Consider the following 17,452-nt stretch of genomic DNA (forward strand, 5'->3'; position numbering starts at 1 on the left):
CAAGGCAAATTTTAGCCTTTGGGTCGTAGTTATAATGGGTAGTCTGAGCCAAAATAATCTGTCAGTTGTTAAATGAGTATCATCGGTGGAAAGTATGAACTCCTGGCGGACAGCGGCTTTAACTCTCCTAAAGTCGCTAATGGCATTAGTTTTGGTATTGAGTTTAACCAGTTGTGGTGAGAAAGCTGTTAGCCAAGAACCGTTTGGTAAGTTGCGAGAAAGTCCTCAAATTACAACCAAGCAATTCTCAGAAGTTGCCCCACCAGCCGTAATTCAAGAACTACGTCAAAGTTTGGAAGTTTATCAACCCCAGGTATCAATACTTGCTCCCCAGTCAGATGAAGTCCTTCAAGACAACAAAGTTGCAGTTCGCTTTCAAGTAACAGATCTACCTATATATAAGGACTCGCAACTAGATATGGGTCCCCATCTGCACGTAATTGTTGATAATGAACCATATATAGCTGTCTACGACCTCAAGCAGCCTCTGGTTTTATCTGACTTGTCTCCAGGTACCCATACCCTACGTGTATTTGCCTCCCGTCCTTGGCACGAAAGTTTTAAAAATGAAGGCGCTTATGCCCAAACGACATTTCACATTTTTACTAAAAGCGATGACAATAACCCCGATCCAGCCTTACCCTTGTTAACCTACAGCCGTCCCAAGGGCAGCTATGGAGCAGAACCTATTCTGCTAGACTTTTACCTAACTAACGCCCCATTACACTTGGTAGCTAAAGATAACCACAACGACCAATTTGCAGATTGGCGGATTCGCTGCACAATTAATGGTGAAAGCTTCGTTCTCGATCGCTGGCAAGCAGTTTATCTCAAAGGCTTTAAGCCAGGTAAAAACTGGGTAAAACTGGAATTTCTCGACAACCAAGGCAACCCTGTTAAGAATGAATTTAACAGTACGGTTCGGCTGATCACCTACGAACCCAAGGGTAAAGACACCCTTTCTAAAATCGTTAGAGGAGAACTGTCAGCAGATCAAGTTCGCTCAATTGTAGATCCTAGTTACACAGCGAAAATACCAACTGCTGAACCTACACCCACTCCTACAGCAACGCCTACACCTGAACCTACACCAGAAATACAGCCCAAGGAAGAAAAACAACCCATTCTTGAAATAGAACCCACTCCCACAGCAACACCTACACCTGAAGCCACACCAGAACCACAGCCTCAAGAAGAAAAACAGCCAGTTCCTGAAATAGAACCTCAACCAGCGCCATCAACACAACCAGAAAAACCGAGATTTGGCGGATTTTTCAATCGTCGTGCAGGCAAGATGCCCACACCACCACAAACAGTGGAACCATCACCGAGTGTATCTCCTACTCTGCCAGAGATTATCGAGACTCCAGCGCCAGAAACAACAGAAGAACCACAACTAGATGTTTTACCAGAAGCAGATCCAAAATTATTACCTCAAAAAGTTGCTCCCCAGCCAGAAAAACCAGAACTAGGACGATATTTCAATCGCCGACAGTACCCCAATGCTGCACCATCTCCTAGTTTGCCGTATGCTCAACCAAAGATGATTCAGCCATCTGCACCGGAACCATTGGAAAACACACCCACACCTGAACAACCAAGCAGCGAAACCCAAAATCAATCGTGACTGTGTTTGCTGAAAGCTGAACTAATACTTTCTTGGTACAGGCAGAGTAGAGTATCTACTCTGCTATTTTTTTATAGATTAAAGTAAAAAATTTTGATGCTCTGCGGGCTGTAGACGCCCGGATGCAGAAGGTTTGTACCAATACTCTGCGCCCTTGGTGCGTTCTCCTTTGCATCCTATACGTTACTTTCAGTATGCTCTACCGTATTATGAATTTTTTTATATGATGATCGCATCTAAAATTAGATCCAGCTATCAGTAATCACTAGCCTGCAAAGATACTCAACCGCAACCGTTGAGATAAAGCTTCGACAAAGCCAAGTGCTGCTACAGGATTACCCGCAGGATCTAAAGGAGGACTGTAACAGGCGATCGCTCCTTTTGTTGGTACTATTGCCAAAAGTGTACCGCTGATACCTGATTTCATTGGTAGACCAATTCGCAAGGCATATAAGAAAGAAGCCTCATACAGTCCACAGGCAAGCATCAGCGCGTTGACAATTTGACGATGCTGCGGTGATACCAATCCACTTTCACAAGCCAAAAGCTTTCCCAACCGGGCTAGGTATTCCACCTTTCCAGATAGACAGCATATCTGCTCGTATGTGTCAAGAGCAGCTTCTAAATCATTTACATATCCAGTTTGGGCAAGATATTGGCTAATCGCTCGATTAGTTTGAGAGCCTGCTGAACGTACCGAAGCGAGCATGGCTTCATCTAACTTGAACTGACAATCTGTGATTTGATTCAGCCATTGACAGAATTTTTGAGTGCGATCGCTAGCGTCTTTTCCTGGTAATTTATCAGCGAGAGTAATTGCCCCACTATTGATCATCGGATTGCGGGGATAGCCGCCATCAGCAATTAGCTGTTCTAGAGAATTGAAACTAGCATGAGATGGTTCAATGCCAACCCACTCAAAAACCATTTCTACTCCCAGATGTTCTAGCAGATACAGCAGTGAAAACGGCTTAATGGCACTCATCAGCGGAAAAACACAACTTGTATCGCCGACACTGAAACTTTTTCCTGATGCACAGCAGATGTGAACTGCAAACCAATGGGAATTAGCCACAGCCAATCGCGGAATGCGATCGGCAACTCGTCCTTGAGATGCTTGCAATTTGGCTTGTTGTATGCAGGCTAATAACTCAGTGGGAGTAAGGGTTTCCAGTTTTCTCAAAGCAATTAGGAGTATTTCTAGTTAATGTAAAGAATGAGCGATCGCCCACCGATATCTTAAGTTTTCATTTTTAATTATTATGACTCCCCGTGTAAGAGCGCCAGAACTACCGCAAAACTATGCTTGGCTTAATACCGAAAAACCCCTATCTCTTCAGCAACTCCTTGGCATTACTTTAAAAATAACTTCTTGAACTAGCAATTTGTAGTGAATATTTCAGCATTAATTGCAAACTGATAATTATGATGTTATTTTTTCAAAGTTTTAACTAATTGGATGTCAAGTAATTGGCAGAATATCTTAGAAATTATGTTTAAAGTATTGTGGTTGTTGCCCAATACAAATTAACTTCGTTTGATATTGATATGAGCGATAAAATTATACCGCTAGATTGTGATGATGTTGTACTTTTGGGAAATGATACATTTAAAGCTAGTAGGCTAAAAGAGCTAGTCGATAAACAAATTAGACAAAGATTACACCGATGCGTTTATGAATCTAACAGTCTTGAACCTGGTGTTTCTATATTTGAATTATTTAATTTAATATCTCTGAGTGAACATCATATCAAACTACGTGAAATTCAATACAAGTATGTGATAAATTGCCAAGTATTAAGAATTGGCAGTCAAGGGTGGCAGAAAGGAAAACTAAATATAGAGGTATGTATTTTATCTCTTGATCCTAATCTCAATCAAATTTATTTGGAATTTTACCCTGAAGAAGCGATTGAATATGACCCTATTTTCGATGATATTTGCAAAATCATCGCTGAAAATTAGGTAATTTGATCAAAAATAAAATATAGTTTTCTTTGTGTCTTCGTGTCTTGGTGGTGAAAAAATCAAGTTTTATTAAACACCAAGGCACTAAGACACCAAGTACAATAATTCCTCAATGACTATGAATACCATTCTTCATATCACCCAATGGGAGAAATGGAAACAAGCGCAACTAGCAGGTATGTATAGGGCTGATAGTCTCGACTCTGAAGGCTTCATTCATTGTTCTACACCTAAGCAAATAATTAAAGTTGGTAATAATTTTTTTGCCCATCAAAAAGGATTGGTACTTCTATTTATTGATTCCGATCAAGTTAAAGCGGAAATTCGTTATGAAGCGGCTGAGGTAGACGAACTATTTTCTCATATTTATGGTGCTTTGAATATTGATGCTGTTTTCAAATTTGTTGATTTTAATCCAGGAAAAGATGGATTTTTTCAAATGTGCCCAGAGTTACAAGAAATATCTGAGTAGATGACATGGCATTTGTGACGGTGCGATCGCCATAAAATTGGGTTTGCAGATTCTGCGTAATGGTAACATTACGCCAAGAATATTATAGAAACGCTAATCTTTGCGTTTATGCAACTGCCCATTACCAAAAATCGCCAAAAACTGCCATGTTCAAACTCATAGATGTATTTTGGGCTTATACTTTTATTGCTATATTAATCCTCGTTGGGCGGTTGATTAGGCAACGCCTCCGGTTACTGCGATCGCTATACATACCCAGTTCGGTTGTCGCTGGTATAGTTGCTTTACTACTGGGGCCAGCTGCTTTTGGTGCGATCGTCAAAGCACTAAATCCAGAATCTCCCCTTGTCAACGGTTTATTTTCTGAAACTGTGCGGACGGTTTGGTCACAGTCTCCTAGCATTTTTATTAATATCGTCTTCGCCACTATATTTCTTGGACAGTCTATTCCAGGATTGCGAGAATTTTGGCGTCAAGCTTCACCCCAAGCGGCTTTCGGTCAAACTCTCGCTTGGGGACAATACGTGGTAGGTTTGATACTAGGGATTACCGTGTTAACACCAGTTTTTGGCTTGCCTCCCATTGCAGCATGTTTAATTGAAGTTGCCTTTGAAGGTGGACACGGAACCGCAGCAGGAATGGCACCAACTTTTGTAGAATTGGGCTTTGCGGCTGGGCCAGATTTATCTCTAGCTTTGGCGACGGTGGGGCTTGTCTCTGGAGTGATTACAGGTACATGGTTAATACACTGGGGACGCCGCACAGGACGTGTGCAAATCAGCCGCGAACCGCTAGCCGAGTCGGGAATGCAAGAGGGAAATCTCTCAGATGAACCCCATGCTATTAAAGTTGCGAGAGAAAATTTATTCCGCGAACTACTTATTGACCCATTGTCACTCAACTTTGGTTTTGTGGGATTGGCGATCGCTTTCGGTTGGCTAATCTTAGAAGCATTGCGTTTATTAGAGTTGATTACTTGGGGTAGAGGAGACGGACTAAAGCTAATACCCTACGTGCCCCTATTCCCGATCGCACTCATAGGCGGGATAATTGTGCAGTATTTGCTAGTACGTACTGGTCGTAGCTACTTGATTAGCCGTCCCCTGATCGAACGCATTGGCGGATTGGCGTTAGATGTCACAATTGTCACAGCACTAGCAACGATTTCTCTATCTGTGTTGGGTGAAAATTTCGCTCCTTTCATGATTTTGTCTGTTGCTGGCATCACTTGGAATGTGTGTGCCTTTCTTTTTCTGGGCCCCCGTCTGCTACCTTTCTACTGGTTTGAACGCGGAATTGGTGACATGGGACAATCGATGGGAGTGACTTCTACTGGGTTATTGCTATTGCGGATGGTTGATCCGGATAATCGTTCCGGCGCTTTTGAGAGTTTTGCTTATAAACAATTGCTTTTTGAACCTATTGTTGGTGGAGGACTATTTACCGCTGCTGCACCACCTTTAATTGCTAAATTTGGTTCGCTGCCGATTTTGCTGCTGATATCATTAATTTTGGCATTTTGGCTGATCTTTGGTTTTTATAACAGCAGACAACTGCGGAAGCATGATTTAACAGTCCAGTAAGGTAAGAAGATGGAAAGTCAAGGTTTTGATGCAGGTGAATATGTTGAACAAATGGCTGCGTTGTTGGATTTACAATTGCCTGATGAGTATCGGGATGGGGTGGTAGCAAATTTTGAGAGAATTAGAGCGATCGCCCAAGTGGTAAATTCCTTTCCTCTACCTGAAGAAGTTGAAGTAGCACCCGTGTTTGAACCATGAATCTAGATTCAGCAGATGCTGTATCTATCGCCACAGCAGTGCGCCAAGGTAAAATTAGCGCGGTAGAAGTTACAAAAGCTGCCTTACAAAGAATTGCAGCCCGAGATCGCGAACTCAACTGTTTTACCGCAGTGACAGCTGAAACTGCTTGGGCTGATGCAGCAACAATTGACAGAGAAATTGCCCAAGGTAAAAATCCGGGGTTACTTGCTGGTGTACCTTTCGCCGTTAAAAATCTTTTCGATATTGCTGGAATCACAACGCTTGCAGGTGCAAAAATCAATGCTGAAAATCCTCCAGCAATGCAAGATGCAACGGCGGTAGCACGATTGAAACAAGCAGGTGGGATACTTGTAGGCGCATTAAATATGGATGAGTACGCCTATGGGTTTGTGACGGAAAACTTCCATTATGGTGCTACTCATAACCCCCACGATCTCAAACGGGTAGCTGGTGGTTCGTCGGGTGGTTCGGCGGCGGCGGTGGCTGCTGGGTTGGTTCCGCTGACACTGGGTTCTGATACTAATGGTTCAATTCGTGTACCCGCTGCTTTGTGTGGCGTTTTTGGTTTCAAACCAACTTATGGAAGGTTATCTCGTGCTGGCGTAGCTTTATTTTCCAGCAGTTTTGACCACATCGGCCCCTTTGCCCGTTCAGTACGGGATATTGCCACAGCTTTTGATGTACTGCAAACAGAAGATGAACGCGATCCGGTTTGTACAAAACGCCTGCCTGTAGAGACGTTGCATGCAACGTCTCTACACAATCATGCAACGTCTCTACACAATCATGCAACGTCTCTACACAATCATGCAACGTCTCTACACAATTTAGATGGTATCAGAATTGCGATCGCCGATGATTATTTCCGTAAAGGAGCAAATGTTGAAGCTTTGGAAGCAGTGCAAAAAGTAGCAGATGCTTTGAACGTCGCTGAGTATGTAACTATACCTGAAGCACATCGCGCCCGTGCCGCAGCGTTTGTAATTACAGCTTGTGAGGGGGCAAATCTGCATTTGGAGAAGTTGCGTCAACGTCCGCAAGACTTCGATCCAGCGACGCGCGATCGCTTTCTTGCGGGTGCGTTAATTCCTAGTAGTTGGTACATCCAAGCGCAGCGATTTAGGAGATGGTTTCAAGATAGAGTTCGCGAAATCTTTCAGAAGGTAGATGTAATTATTGCCCCAACTACACCAATTTCTGCACCATTAATTGAACAACAAACCATGATTTTAGACGGTGAAGAAATTCTCGTCCGTCCTCATTTAGGATTATTCACTCAACCATTATCATTCATTGGCTTGCCTGTTTTATCAGTGCCAATTCAAAGTTCAAATGCTTTACCGTTGGGAGTACAATTAGTAGCCGCACCCTATCATGAAGAACTAATTTTACGAGTTGCAGCAGTTTTAGAAGCAAGGGGTGTGATATCAGCACCTGTTGTATAGAAAAAGCATTAAATGAATTTACTTGAGAGATTTAAGGTTGTTCTGCTAGACATGAATGGTACGTTTATGTTTGAGGGCGATCGCTTTTCTGAGGATTAAAGCCAATCGGGTAAAGTAGCAATCAGGCAGAGGCAGTTATTAATGATTTACTAGATTTGGGATTTTTTTAATATCTGCTTGATTGCATTATGTAACGCGAAAATTAATAGATCACCGCTTCTTCTTTTTAGAATTTTTTGATTTACTTTGTGAAGTAGCAACACGACCAAAACCTTTACTTGGTAATGCTTGAAGAGACATTGTCTTTTCTACATTTTCAACAGATAAAGGTGATGCTTCTGATTTTAATTGGCTCGTCTCTACTTTTAAAGTGGCAGCTGTAATTTCTTGCTCATCAACAGAATTTTTACTTCCAGATTGTGGTTGATCATTTGTAGTGGTAGATTCAACATTTTGCAGAATTTCTGGCTTTACATCAGAGGTAACATCTTCAATTAGTTGTACATCATTTGAGGATATATCCACAAATTTTGCGACATCATTAATAACCACATCAAAAGGTTGCTGAACTTTATCTGCAACTACATCCTCTATGTAAAGATATTATCTAGTTTCTTTATAACAAAAAAATTAGGTGGGTTACTCCCACCCTGATATACTCTTAGCGTGAATTTTAAGTCCTCAATTCGGAGGGTCAATCTTATTTACCACTGCCGCCCAAATAATCATTGGTGAACCCACAGCTAAACAGAACAACCACTGCTGAAAATTCAATGGCGCTGTTTCAAACACCTCATTAATCAAAGGCACGTGAGCAAAGATGATTTGCAAAATTATAGCTCCAACAATGCCAAAACCAATTGCCGGAATATCCACATTCTCTTCAATTGTGCCATCCATCTTGGCAATCAAATTCGGTATTAGTTGACTAATACTCAACAGATAAAAAATCCGCCCTGCAATCAAAGAATTTATCGCCATCGTCCGGGCTAAATTTAAATTACCTGTGGTGTATTCAATATATTCAAAAACCCCAAAGATAACAATCCAGTTAAACAGAGAAATTGCCAAAATCCGCTTCATCCGGCTACTCGAAAGTAATGGTTCATTGGGATGACGAGGCGGCTGTTTCATCACGTTTTTTGCCTTGGGTTCAAAAGCTAAAGGCACTGTCATCGTGATAGAATTCAGCATATTTAACCAAAGAACTTGTAACGACAAAATCGGCAACTCTCTTGACAACAAGGTGCTTAACAAAATTGTCATTGACTCCCCACCATTGACAGGGAGAATAAAATAAATCGCTTTTAAAAGATTCTTGTAAACCGCCCGTCCTTCTTCCACCGCTGCTTCAATCGAAGCAAAATTATCATCGGTAAGCAGCATGTCCGCTGCTTCTTTAGCAACTTCCGTACCAGCACCGCCCATCGCAATACCAATGTCTGCTTGTTTTAATGCAGGTGCGTCATTGACACCATCCCCAGTCATAGCGACTATCTCGCCTTTTGACTGCAAAGCTTCCACTAAACGCAGCTTCTGTTCTGGTGCAACACGAGCAAATACTACACCTTCTTCTGCTACATGTGCCAATTCTTGTTTATCCATCTGTGCTAGTTCTGCACCAGTAAATGCTAGAACAGAACCATTTTTATTAATTCCCATGCGTCTAGCTATTGCTTGGGCCGTTACAGCATGATCGCCCGTAATCATCTTGACTTGAATTCCCGCTTCTTGACAGGCTTGTACTGCTTTCGTTGCACTTTCGCGAGGCGGATCTATCATCCCCTGCAATCCTAAAAAAATTAAGCCAGTATCAATATCGGCATGATCTACTGTGATTTGCTTATCGCTTACTGACTTTTTTGCCAGCGCTAGTACTCGCAACCCCTGCCGTGCCATAATATTCACTTCTCGCTCAATCGTTGTTTGGCGAAAAGTTTCTACACAGTCTATAGGGTGGGGTTGTCCATCAGTACTTAGCAACAGCGTACAGCGATTGAGAATTGCCTCTGCTGAACCTTTGACATAAATAATCTTACCCCTGGGAGTTTCGTGCAAAGTTGCCATGTACTGAAACTCAGACTCAAAGGGTATTCCATCCAGTCTAGGCATTTCGTTTACTAAGGCAGACTGGCTAAAACCTGCTTTTTTCGCAGAGGTAATTAATGCCCCCTCTGTTGGATCGCCAACTACTACCCACTTGCCATTCTTCTTTTCTAAGTGAGAATCATTGCACAATAATCCGGCGATCAGGCATTCTTGTAAACCTTTCTCGCTGTTCAAGCTAATCGGTTGGTCATTTACCAGGATTTCTCCTTCTGGTGCATAACCTACACCAGTAACTTCATACTGATGTCCTCCCGCGTAGATTGCTTGCACAGTCATCTGATTTTCTGTCAGGGTGCCAGTTTTATCAGAACAAACGACAGTCGCACTCCCTAAAGTCTCCACTGCTGGCAACTTGCGAATGATCGCGTGCCGCCGCGCCATGCGGGAAACACCAATTGCCAGTGTTACTGTCACTACTGCTGGTAGCCCCTCGGGAATGGCACTCACGGTTAAAGTTACAGCCGCTTCTAGGGCGTCTTGCAAATCTCTATAGCTGAGTCCCACCACAAACGTCAGCGTTGCCAATCCCAATACCACCCGTAACCAACTTTGGCTGAATTTATCAAATTTCCGAGTTAAGGGTGTAGAAAGGTCGGTATGACGTTCCATTAGTTGGGAAATTCGACCTGTTTCGGTGGCGTTTCCTGTAGCAACTACGATACCCATCGCCTGTCCAAAGGTGACGAAACCACCTGCGTAAGCCATATTTTTACGCTCAGCTAAGGGAGTGTCAGCCTTTAAAATTTGGGTATCTTTTTCTACTGCTACTGATTCACCTGTGAGTGCTGATTCATCAACTTGTAAATTTCGTACTTGCACTAACCGCAAATCTGCTGGCACTTTGTCACCAGAGGCAAGCATGACTAGATCGCCTGGTACTAACTCTCGGGATTGTACGCGTAATTTCTTACCATCACGAATCACAGTAGTTTCTGTAGTAATGGCTTTGACTAGTGCCGCGATCGCACTTTCGGCTTTGGATTCCTGTATAAATCCAATGATGGCGTTGGTGGTAGTAACACCCCAAATCACCCCAGCATTCACAAAACTGCCTGAGATCGCTTTGACTAATCCCGCACACAGCAAAATTATCAGCAGTGGCTGGTTAAATTGCAGCAAAAATTTCAACCACCAAGGTTTGCCTTTCTTCGCTGTTAGTTCATTCGCACCAAAATCAGTTAACCGCCGTTTCGCCTCAGCACTACTCAAACCTTTTTCTAAGTCAGTTTCTAAGTAGGCGATCGCTGCCGCAGTTTCTAAAGTATGCCAAACTTTGGGCTGCTCTTGGGGCAGTCCGACTGAAGATATAGTTTGAACCATAACTTAATTCTTTTTAAAGGTGTTATCTTATATATAACACTCTTAATTAGTGCTAAAGTTGATTCTGCACTAAAATCATTAAATGATTGTTATCATATTTTTCAATACTTGTTGTCTTGTATAAGCAATGAGTATGCTTGCCATAGAGGTGAGGCTCAAATTCGGAAGGCTAAAACGCGTGAACTTGGAACTGTCTACCCCCTTAGAGTTAATAGGACGTTCGGCGGAATTTCAGCGGATAGTTGAAGTTTTGGCAGAAGATGGTGACTTGCTGATTGCAGGAGTACCCGGAAGTGGACGGCGTACCTTGGTACGAGGGGCAGCTTTGGCAGTGGGGGCGATCGCACTAGAGATAGACTGTATTCGCGCCACGGATGGAGAGAGATTTGTGCAATTGCTGGCAGAAGCGATCGCCCAAAGTTTCGATGCAGTCAAAATTCAAGACTGGGTTAATAACAGCGGTAAGGAATTTTTCAGCTTTCACGCAGAAGAGATCCCTCCAACTCCCCTTGAAAAGGGGGGCGATGTTCCCCCCTTATTAAGGGGAGATAGGGGGGATCAATCCATATCAAACAGCGGCAAACTGATACTAATTCGCTCCCTTAACCAAAAGCAGTTATGGCAAGCATTTGAAACCTTACTTGAGTTACCCCAAATCTTAGCGGGATCTCAAGATAAGCGAGTAGTCCTGATTTTGCAGAGTTTTCCCCACATCCGTTCATGGGATCGTCATGGTTTGTGGGAAAACACACTGCGGCGAGAAATTAACCAACAAACTCATGTAAATTATGTGCTAATAGCAACGATTGCCGAAATAACCCACCATTCTGAAGAAACTAACCATCCACTGGAAATTGTCCAGTTACCACCTTTAGCGAAAGATGTTGTCGCAGTCTGGGCAAGAGAGATTTTACAGACAGTAGGATTAACATTTGATCCTCGCTCAAAAGCACTGCAACTATTTCTAGATGCGGTACAAGGACACATTGGCGATGCCACGGCAATAATTCGCCGCCTGCAAGCGTTGCGCCGTCCCGATGGATTAATCACTGAACAAGAAGTACAGCAAGCAGTTGCAGAATTGCTCAAAGATTTATCTATCATCTTTGAGTCCTTATTAATGCTACTCCCAAGCAATCAAGTCCATCTTTTAGAATGTTTGGCTACCGACCCCACTGAGAAACCCCAAAGCCGAGAGTATATTCAAAAACATGGTCTTTCTCGTGGCGGCAGTCTTCAGGGCGCACTAAATGGACTTCAGCACAAAGGCTTGATTTACGGTGCTGAGCAACACTATCAGCTAGCATTACCTTTACTAGCTTTATGGTTACGTCAGCGTTTAAGTGGATAAAATCGAACCTAGCGCTCTGTTGAATACAAAAACTTGAAGCGGGATACAATCGCCCTGATGTTTTTGTGCTGGATGATTGGCGTTAATTTAGTACGGCTTTGCGTAAAATAGTAGCATTTTAAACGCAGAGGCTCGCGGAGGTAAACGCAGAGGGACGCGGAGTTTTGGTGTAAGAGTTTCGTGCGTGGATTATGCAATGTTGTGTTTAACAAAGAAGATTTATGAAAGTTTACGAACTTCAAAGTAAGGCGGGCATTGATGCACTGAAATTGGTTGAACGACCGGAACCCAGACCCGAATCAGGCCAAGTTCTTGTGCGCGTAAAGGCAACGTCCTTGAATTACCGTGACTTGATTGTTGCTGAAGGAAGTTATGGATCTGGACAGAAATACCCTCTGATTCCTATGTCCGATGGTGCGGGTGAAGTTGTAGCCGTGGGTGAAGGGGTAACGCGAGTAAAAGTAGGCGATCGCGTGGCGGGAATTTTCTTTCAAGCCTGGATCGATGGTCAACTCAACCGAGAGAAGATGAAATCGGATTTGGGGGGTGGTATTGATGGTATGTTGGCTGAATATGTCGTTTTACACCAAGATGGGCTAGTAATATTACCTGAGTACTTATCCTATGAAGAAGGTGCTACCTTACCCTGTGCAGCTGTTACAGCATGGCACGCCTTAGTAACTAAAGGTAATATTGGTGCAGGCGAAACCATATTATTACTCGGTACAGGAGGAGTATCTATATTTGCCCTTCAGTTTGCCAAGATACACGGCGCGAGGGTGATTATTACTTCTAGCAGCGATGAGAAATTAGCACGCACTAGAGAATTAGGTGCTGATGAGACGATTAACTATAAAATAAATCCTGATTGGGAAAAGAAAGTTTATGAACTCAGCGATCGCACTGGCGCAGATCATGTAGTAGAAGTAGGTGGCGCTGGGACTTTACCGAAATCTCTACAAGCGGTGCGAATTGCAGGACGTGTTAGCTTGATTGGTGTACTCTCTGGTAGAGGAGCACAGGTAGATCCTTTACCCATAATCTTTAAGAGTCTAACAGTACAGGGGATTTATGTAGGTAGTCGGAAAATGTTTGAGGCAATGAATCAGACAATTTCTCAGCAGCAAATCAAACCCGTAATAGATAGGGTGTTTCCGTTTAGCGAAGCACAGGCTGCTTACCGTTACCTGCAAAGTGGATCTCATTTTGGAAAAGTGGTGATTCAAGTGAGTGGTTAGATCCTTGGTGTCTTAGTGTCTTGGTGAGTCCAGCCCCCGTCTTGGTGAGGAACGCGGTCTTGGGGGTTTCCCCCATGAGCGATTCCGAACCTGTAAGGGCTTCTGCCGAGATGGAGGACTGGTGAACCCGGAGGGTGGTGAAAAAATTTTGTTTAACCACCAAGGTACCAAGACACGAAGAAAGCATTGTAATTTAATAATAAGAAAGTGGTAGTAAGTAACTTACTACCACAAACGTTCCTGTGCAAGAACGTATTTTGTAGGGTGGGCATTGCTCACCCTACATAATTTAGTATACATCTTTTTAGAATACAATCAACATCTTTAAAGAGTCTTTTAGGATGAATTAAATCTACTAGCGAATCTTAAGGCATACTATTAAGATGCGAAAGTAATGATGAGTGGCGACGTGAGCAAACGATTTACTGTAACTCTTCCAGACTCAGTATTTGAAGATTTAGAGGTGTTGGCAGATGCACAAGGCAGGCCAACAGCCAACCTTGCAGCTTTTTTGATTGAAATTGGTATCAAACAGGCTAAAGAACAAGGCGAATTTCCAGATAAACAAAAAAATTCCTCCACAGCAAAGAAGGTTAAGGAGGATGCATGAAGTGAGCGATCGCATTTGCCTAGCTGTCTAGCTATTTACTTTTTGTTGTCAGCTAGGGGCGATCGCATTTTATGTTCCATGACCTGCACTTAAAATCTTTGTTTAAAGCAAGATGAACTTATGTGAATCATATTGAAGCATCGAAACTTAAGCTGTACTTTTCTAGTTAATTTATAAAAAGCGAGAAAAATATGGTATGGCAAAGCGAATTTCGGTAGATATTGAAGGCTTAAAGGAAGAAATTGAGCAAGCGTACTCCAACGATAAATTTTGGTGTCAGCTATCACTAGCTCAGAAGATTCGCATACTTATTCAAGATGGCTTAGAGAAAGCTAGAAGCCAGCAAAATAAACCAAATTAATATTTAAGCCTTTAGAGAAGTGTAAAAATCCCTATTAGGATTCGACTTCTATATTTTATGCCTGCCAAGCTATTCTCACTCGTTAGTTTAATTGCTTGTGTTTCCTGGTAAACTCGGGGGATAAGTGACGATTGTTACAATTAAAATTTTACTAGTTGATGACTGCCTGGAAGACCGAGAAACCTACCGCCGCTACCTATTGGGGGATAACCAACACACCTACAGTATTTTAGAGACAGAGACTGGGGAAGAGGGTCTAGAATTGTGTCAGCAGCAATTTCCCGACGTGATTTTGCTTGATTATCTGCTGCCAGACATGGATGGGCTGGAGTTTCTCAACGAGTTGAAAACTCAGTTAGGTCAAACAAACCTTCCAGTCATCATACTAACGGGTCAGGGAGATGAACAGGTAGCAGTACAGGCGATGAAAAGCGGTGCGGCTGACTACTTGGTTAAAAGAAATACAACATCAGAGAGCCTTTGTCTTGCTATTGAAAATGTACTAGAAAGAACTCGTTTGCGTAGGCAGCTTCTTGAGAGCGAAAAACGTTTCCAGGCTACATTCAACCAAGCAGCTGTTGGTATCGCCCACGTCGGACTAGCTGGACAATGGTTACTGGTGAATCAGAAGCTTTGCGACATTGTGGGTTATACTCGCGAGGAATTGAATCGGCTAACTTTCCAAGACATAACACATCCCGATGACCTCAATACCGATTTGGAGTATGTTCGCCGGATATTGGCTGGTGAAATAGAAACGTATTCGCTAGAGAAACGTTACATTCGTAAAGACAATACCTATATTTGGATTAATTTAACCGTCTCTCTAGTTAGGGAAGCATCTGGTGAACCAAAATATTTTATCTCTGTTATTCAAGATATTACTGCCCGCAAGCAAGCCCAAGCAGCACTGCAACAAGCTCATGCGGAGTTAGAAAGACGAGTGCAAGAGCGAACCAGCGAACTCCAGCAAGCCAACGAGGAATTGCACATAACCCTGGAAGAACTACAAGTCGCTGAAGAGGAACTGCGCCAGCAGAATGAAGAACTGGCTATAAGCCATCAAGCAATAAAATTGGAACGCCAGCGTTACCAGGATTTGTTCGAGTTCGCTCCGGATGGATACTTAGTAACTGATACTCAGGGAAATATTCGAGAGGCAAACCGTACAGCAGCTACCTTGCTCTCCATACAACAGCAGCGTTTAATCGGCAAACCACTGTTTGTCTTTATTGCCAACCCAGAACGCCAGGCTTTTCAGACTCGATTCGCACAGTTGCAGCCTATGCAGAACTGGGAAGTTTACCTCAAGCCACACAAAGGAGATCCTTTCCCGGCGACGATCGCTTTGAGTAGTATACATGACGAACAGGGTCAGCAAGTGGGTTGGCGCTGGCTGCTCCGCGACATTAGCGATCGCAAACAGGCAGAACAGAAAATCCGCGAACAGGCTGCTTTGCTTGATGTCACTACCGATGCCATTTTTGTCCGCGATTTAGAATGTCGGATCTTATACTGGAATCGTGGCGCTGAGCGTCTGTACGGCTGGCAAGCAGCAGAAGTACTAGGTAGAAATTGTTACGAGTTTTTATGCAAGCAAATATCAGCTCAAATCGAAGAGGCTTTCAGAACTGTTGTTGAGCAAGGAGAATGGCAAGGCGAGCTAAAGAAAATCGCGAAATCTGGACAAGAAATTATTGTCCAAAGTCGCTGGACACTCATGCGCGATGGTGCGGGACAACCAAAATCTATCCTCGCCGTTGATACCGACATCACCGAGAAAAAACAACTCCAGCAACAGTTTTATCGGGTACAACGCCTAGAGAGCCTCGGAACCTTAGCAAGCGGTATTGCCCATGATTTGAATAACATACTGACGCCCATTCTGGCAGTCGCTCAACTGCTGCCACTTAAACTTCCCTATCTTGATGAGCAAAATCGGCAACTGCTGAAAATCCTGGAAGACAATTCTAAACGCGGTGCAGATCTCGTCAAGCAAATTCTGTCGTTTGCACGGGGTGCGGAAGGGAAGCGGATTCCTCTACAACCAAGACACCTGCTCAAAGAAATTGAGCGGATTGTCAAAAATACATTTCCCAAATCAATTGAAATCTGCATTGATATACCAACGCCAAATCTTTGGACTGTCTCGGCAGATCCCACGCAAATACATCAGGTGTTGATGAACTTGTGTGTAAATGCTCGTGATGCTATGCCTAATGGAGGCACTCTCACTATTTCTGCTGAAAATCTATTTGTTGATGAAAACTATGCCAGAATGAATCTGGAGGCAAAAGTGGGTGACTACGTGGTTATAACCGTGTCGGATACAGGATGCGGTATGCCACAAGAGGTACTGGAGAGAATTTTTGAACCCTTTTTCACAACCAAAGAACCAGGCAAAGGTACAGGGTTAGGTCTTTCTACGGTTATTGGTATCATCAAAAACCACGGTGGTTTTATCAATGTCTATAGTGAAGTAGGCAAAGGCAGCCAATTTAAGCTGTACTTGAGTGCCAGTGACACAAGGGCAATACTATCAGCTGATGACTCCGAGATGGCTAGAGGAAACGGCGAATTAATTCTGGTTGTGGATGACGAAGTATCTGTTCGAGATGTTACCAAAGCCTCACTTTTAAACTACAACTACAGAGTCCTGAATGCCAGTGATGGCATTGAAGCGTTCTCACTCTACGCCCAACACAAAAATGAAATCAGCTTGGTGTTGATGGATATGCAGATGCCATCGATGGATGGGTTAAATGCTATTCGCGTTCTGCAACAAATGAATCCCTCTATCAAAATTATTGCCATTAGCGGACTCGCATCTAATCTTAAGCTTTTAAAAGCTAGTGGTATTGGCGTGCAAGCATTTTTATTGAAACCATACACCATTAAAGAATTATTAAATACTATTAAACAAGTTTTTTTTACGCATTTTTACTGACGGCGTCGTGATGGAACATTTGAACATTTGCAAGTTCGCAACTGCTTTTCTTGGCTTGTAGTAAGCACTTAAGTACTTATACAATTTTGAAAAAATAATGCGACAAATAGACATTGTAGAGACGCGCCATGGCGCGTCTCTACATCAGGATGTGTTGTAAACATTTATTCAATCGGTATTACTACGAACCATGTGTAGTTCTAGTTTTGAGAATTGGTAT

General features: G+C 43.0%; 14 protein-coding genes. 11 read left to right on the forward strand and 3 right to left on the reverse strand.

Going from position 1 to position 17,452, the window contains the following annotated elements:
• Positions 1-94: 94 nt before the first annotated feature.
• The gene (locus HXY43_RS05090; RefSeq protein WP_290880757.1) at positions 95-1,627 is read left to right on the forward strand and encodes a hypothetical protein; all 1,533 of its coding nucleotides are present in this window, start codon (positions 95-97) and stop codon (positions 1,625-1,627) included.
• A 265-nt stretch (positions 1,628-1,892) separates the two neighbouring features.
• Here the strand turns inward: HXY43_RS05090 and HXY43_RS05095 are convergent, their stop codons facing one another.
• Positions 1,893-2,810 carry a glutaminase gene (locus HXY43_RS05095; protein ID WP_290880759.1) on the reverse strand — a complete coding sequence of 306 codons (918 nt, stop codon included), beginning with the start codon at positions 2,808-2,810 and terminating at the stop codon, positions 1,893-1,895.
• Between the two features lie 323 nt (positions 2,811-3,133).
• Between HXY43_RS05095 and HXY43_RS05100 the strand changes: the two genes are divergently transcribed.
• The 5 genes from HXY43_RS05100 (at position 3,134) to HXY43_RS05120 (ending at position 7,296) form a co-directional block, all read left to right on the forward strand.
• A complete protein-coding gene (locus HXY43_RS05100) occupies positions 3,134-3,592 on the forward strand; it encodes a KGK domain-containing protein (protein WP_290880761.1) in 459 nt (152 codons plus the stop codon).
• A 121-nt stretch (positions 3,593-3,713) separates the two neighbouring features.
• Complete coding sequence (locus HXY43_RS05105) at positions 3,714-4,067, forward strand: DUF952 domain-containing protein (RefSeq protein ID WP_290880763.1); 354 nt, start codon at positions 3,714-3,716, stop codon at positions 4,065-4,067.
• Positions 4,068-4,126: 59 nt separating this feature from the next.
• Positions 4,127-5,650 (forward strand): sodium/glutamate symporter, encoded by a 1,524-nt coding sequence (locus tag HXY43_RS05110; RefSeq protein WP_290880766.1) that lies wholly within the window; start codon positions 4,127-4,129, stop codon positions 5,648-5,650.
• A 9-nt stretch (positions 5,651-5,659) separates the two neighbouring features.
• Positions 5,660-5,848: a DUF4089 domain-containing protein gene (locus HXY43_RS05115; RefSeq protein ID WP_026732796.1), complete on the forward strand. Its 189-nt coding sequence runs from the start codon at positions 5,660-5,662 to the stop codon at positions 5,846-5,848.
• Positions 5,845-7,296 (forward strand): AtzE family amidohydrolase, encoded by a 1,452-nt coding sequence (locus HXY43_RS05120; RefSeq protein ID WP_290880771.1) that lies wholly within the window; start codon positions 5,845-5,847, stop codon positions 7,294-7,296. Before HXY43_RS05115 ends, HXY43_RS05120 begins: the two co-directional genes overlap by 4 nt.
• A gap of 210 nt (positions 7,297-7,506) precedes the next feature.
• Here HXY43_RS05120 and HXY43_RS05125 read toward each other — a convergent pair whose 3' ends face one another.
• The gene (locus HXY43_RS05125; protein ID WP_290880773.1) at positions 7,507-7,848 is read right to left on the reverse strand and encodes a hypothetical protein; all 342 of its coding nucleotides are present in this window, start codon (positions 7,846-7,848) and stop codon (positions 7,507-7,509) included.
• Between the two features lie 129 nt (positions 7,849-7,977).
• Positions 7,978-10,725 carry an HAD-IC family P-type ATPase gene (locus HXY43_RS05130; RefSeq protein WP_290880775.1) on the reverse strand — a complete coding sequence of 916 codons (2,748 nt, stop codon included), beginning with the start codon at positions 10,723-10,725 and terminating at the stop codon, positions 7,978-7,980.
• A gap of 178 nt (positions 10,726-10,903) precedes the next feature.
• Here HXY43_RS05130 and HXY43_RS05135 point away from each other — a divergent pair, with 178 nt between their 5' ends.
• The 5 genes from HXY43_RS05135 (at position 10,904) to HXY43_RS05160 (ending at position 17,232) form a co-directional block, all read left to right on the forward strand.
• Positions 10,904-12,076 carry an ATP-binding protein gene (locus HXY43_RS05135; RefSeq protein WP_290880777.1) on the forward strand — a complete coding sequence of 391 codons (1,173 nt, stop codon included), beginning with the start codon at positions 10,904-10,906 and terminating at the stop codon, positions 12,074-12,076.
• 221 nt (positions 12,077-12,297) lie between these two features.
• A complete protein-coding gene (locus tag HXY43_RS05140) occupies positions 12,298-13,314 on the forward strand; it encodes an NAD(P)-dependent alcohol dehydrogenase (protein WP_290880779.1) in 1,017 nt (338 codons plus the stop codon).
• A gap of 394 nt (positions 13,315-13,708) precedes the next feature.
• Positions 13,709-13,924 carry a hypothetical protein gene (locus tag HXY43_RS05145; protein ID WP_367161461.1) on the forward strand — a complete coding sequence of 72 codons (216 nt, stop codon included), beginning with the start codon at positions 13,709-13,711 and terminating at the stop codon, positions 13,922-13,924.
• 196 nt (positions 13,925-14,120) lie between these two features.
• Positions 14,121-14,285, forward strand: coding sequence for a hypothetical protein (locus tag HXY43_RS05150; RefSeq protein WP_290880781.1), 165 nt, complete (start codon positions 14,121-14,123; stop codon positions 14,283-14,285).
• 124 nt (positions 14,286-14,409) lie between these two features.
• Positions 14,410-17,232, forward strand: a complete 2,823-nt coding sequence (locus HXY43_RS05160) for a PAS domain S-box protein (RefSeq protein ID WP_367161462.1) — start codon at positions 14,410-14,412, stop codon at positions 17,230-17,232.
• Positions 17,233-17,452 lie beyond the last annotated feature (220 nt).

The organism is Fischerella sp., assembly GCF_013388695.1.
Taxonomy (GTDB): Bacteria; Cyanobacteriota; Cyanobacteriia; order Cyanobacteriales; family Nostocaceae; genus PCC9605.

Coding starts and splice junctions, on each gene's coding strand:
- HXY43_RS05090 (WP_290880757.1), top strand. CDS start 95: ATGAACTCCTGGCGGACAGCGGCTTTAACTCTCCTAAAGTCGCTAATG.
- HXY43_RS05105 (WP_290880763.1), top strand. CDS start 3,714: ATGAATACCATTCTTCATATCACCCAATGGGAGAAATGGAAACAAGCG.
- HXY43_RS05110 (WP_290880766.1), top strand. CDS start 4,127: ATGGTAACATTACGCCAAGAATATTATAGAAACGCTAATCTTTGCGTT.
- HXY43_RS05115 (WP_026732796.1), top strand. CDS start 5,660: ATGGAAAGTCAAGGTTTTGATGCAGGTGAATATGTTGAACAAATGGCT.
- HXY43_RS05120 (WP_290880771.1), top strand. CDS start 5,845: ATGAATCTAGATTCAGCAGATGCTGTATCTATCGCCACAGCAGTGCGC.
- HXY43_RS05130 (WP_290880775.1), bottom strand. CDS start 10,725: ATGGTTCAAACTATATCTTCAGTCGGACTGCCCCAAGAGCAGCCCAAA.
- HXY43_RS05140 (WP_290880779.1), top strand. CDS start 12,298: ATGAAAGTTTACGAACTTCAAAGTAAGGCGGGCATTGATGCACTGAAA.
- HXY43_RS05145 (WP_367161461.1), top strand. CDS start 13,709: ATGATGAGTGGCGACGTGAGCAAACGATTTACTGTAACTCTTCCAGAC.
- HXY43_RS05150 (WP_290880781.1), top strand. CDS start 14,121: ATGGCAAAGCGAATTTCGGTAGATATTGAAGGCTTAAAGGAAGAAATT.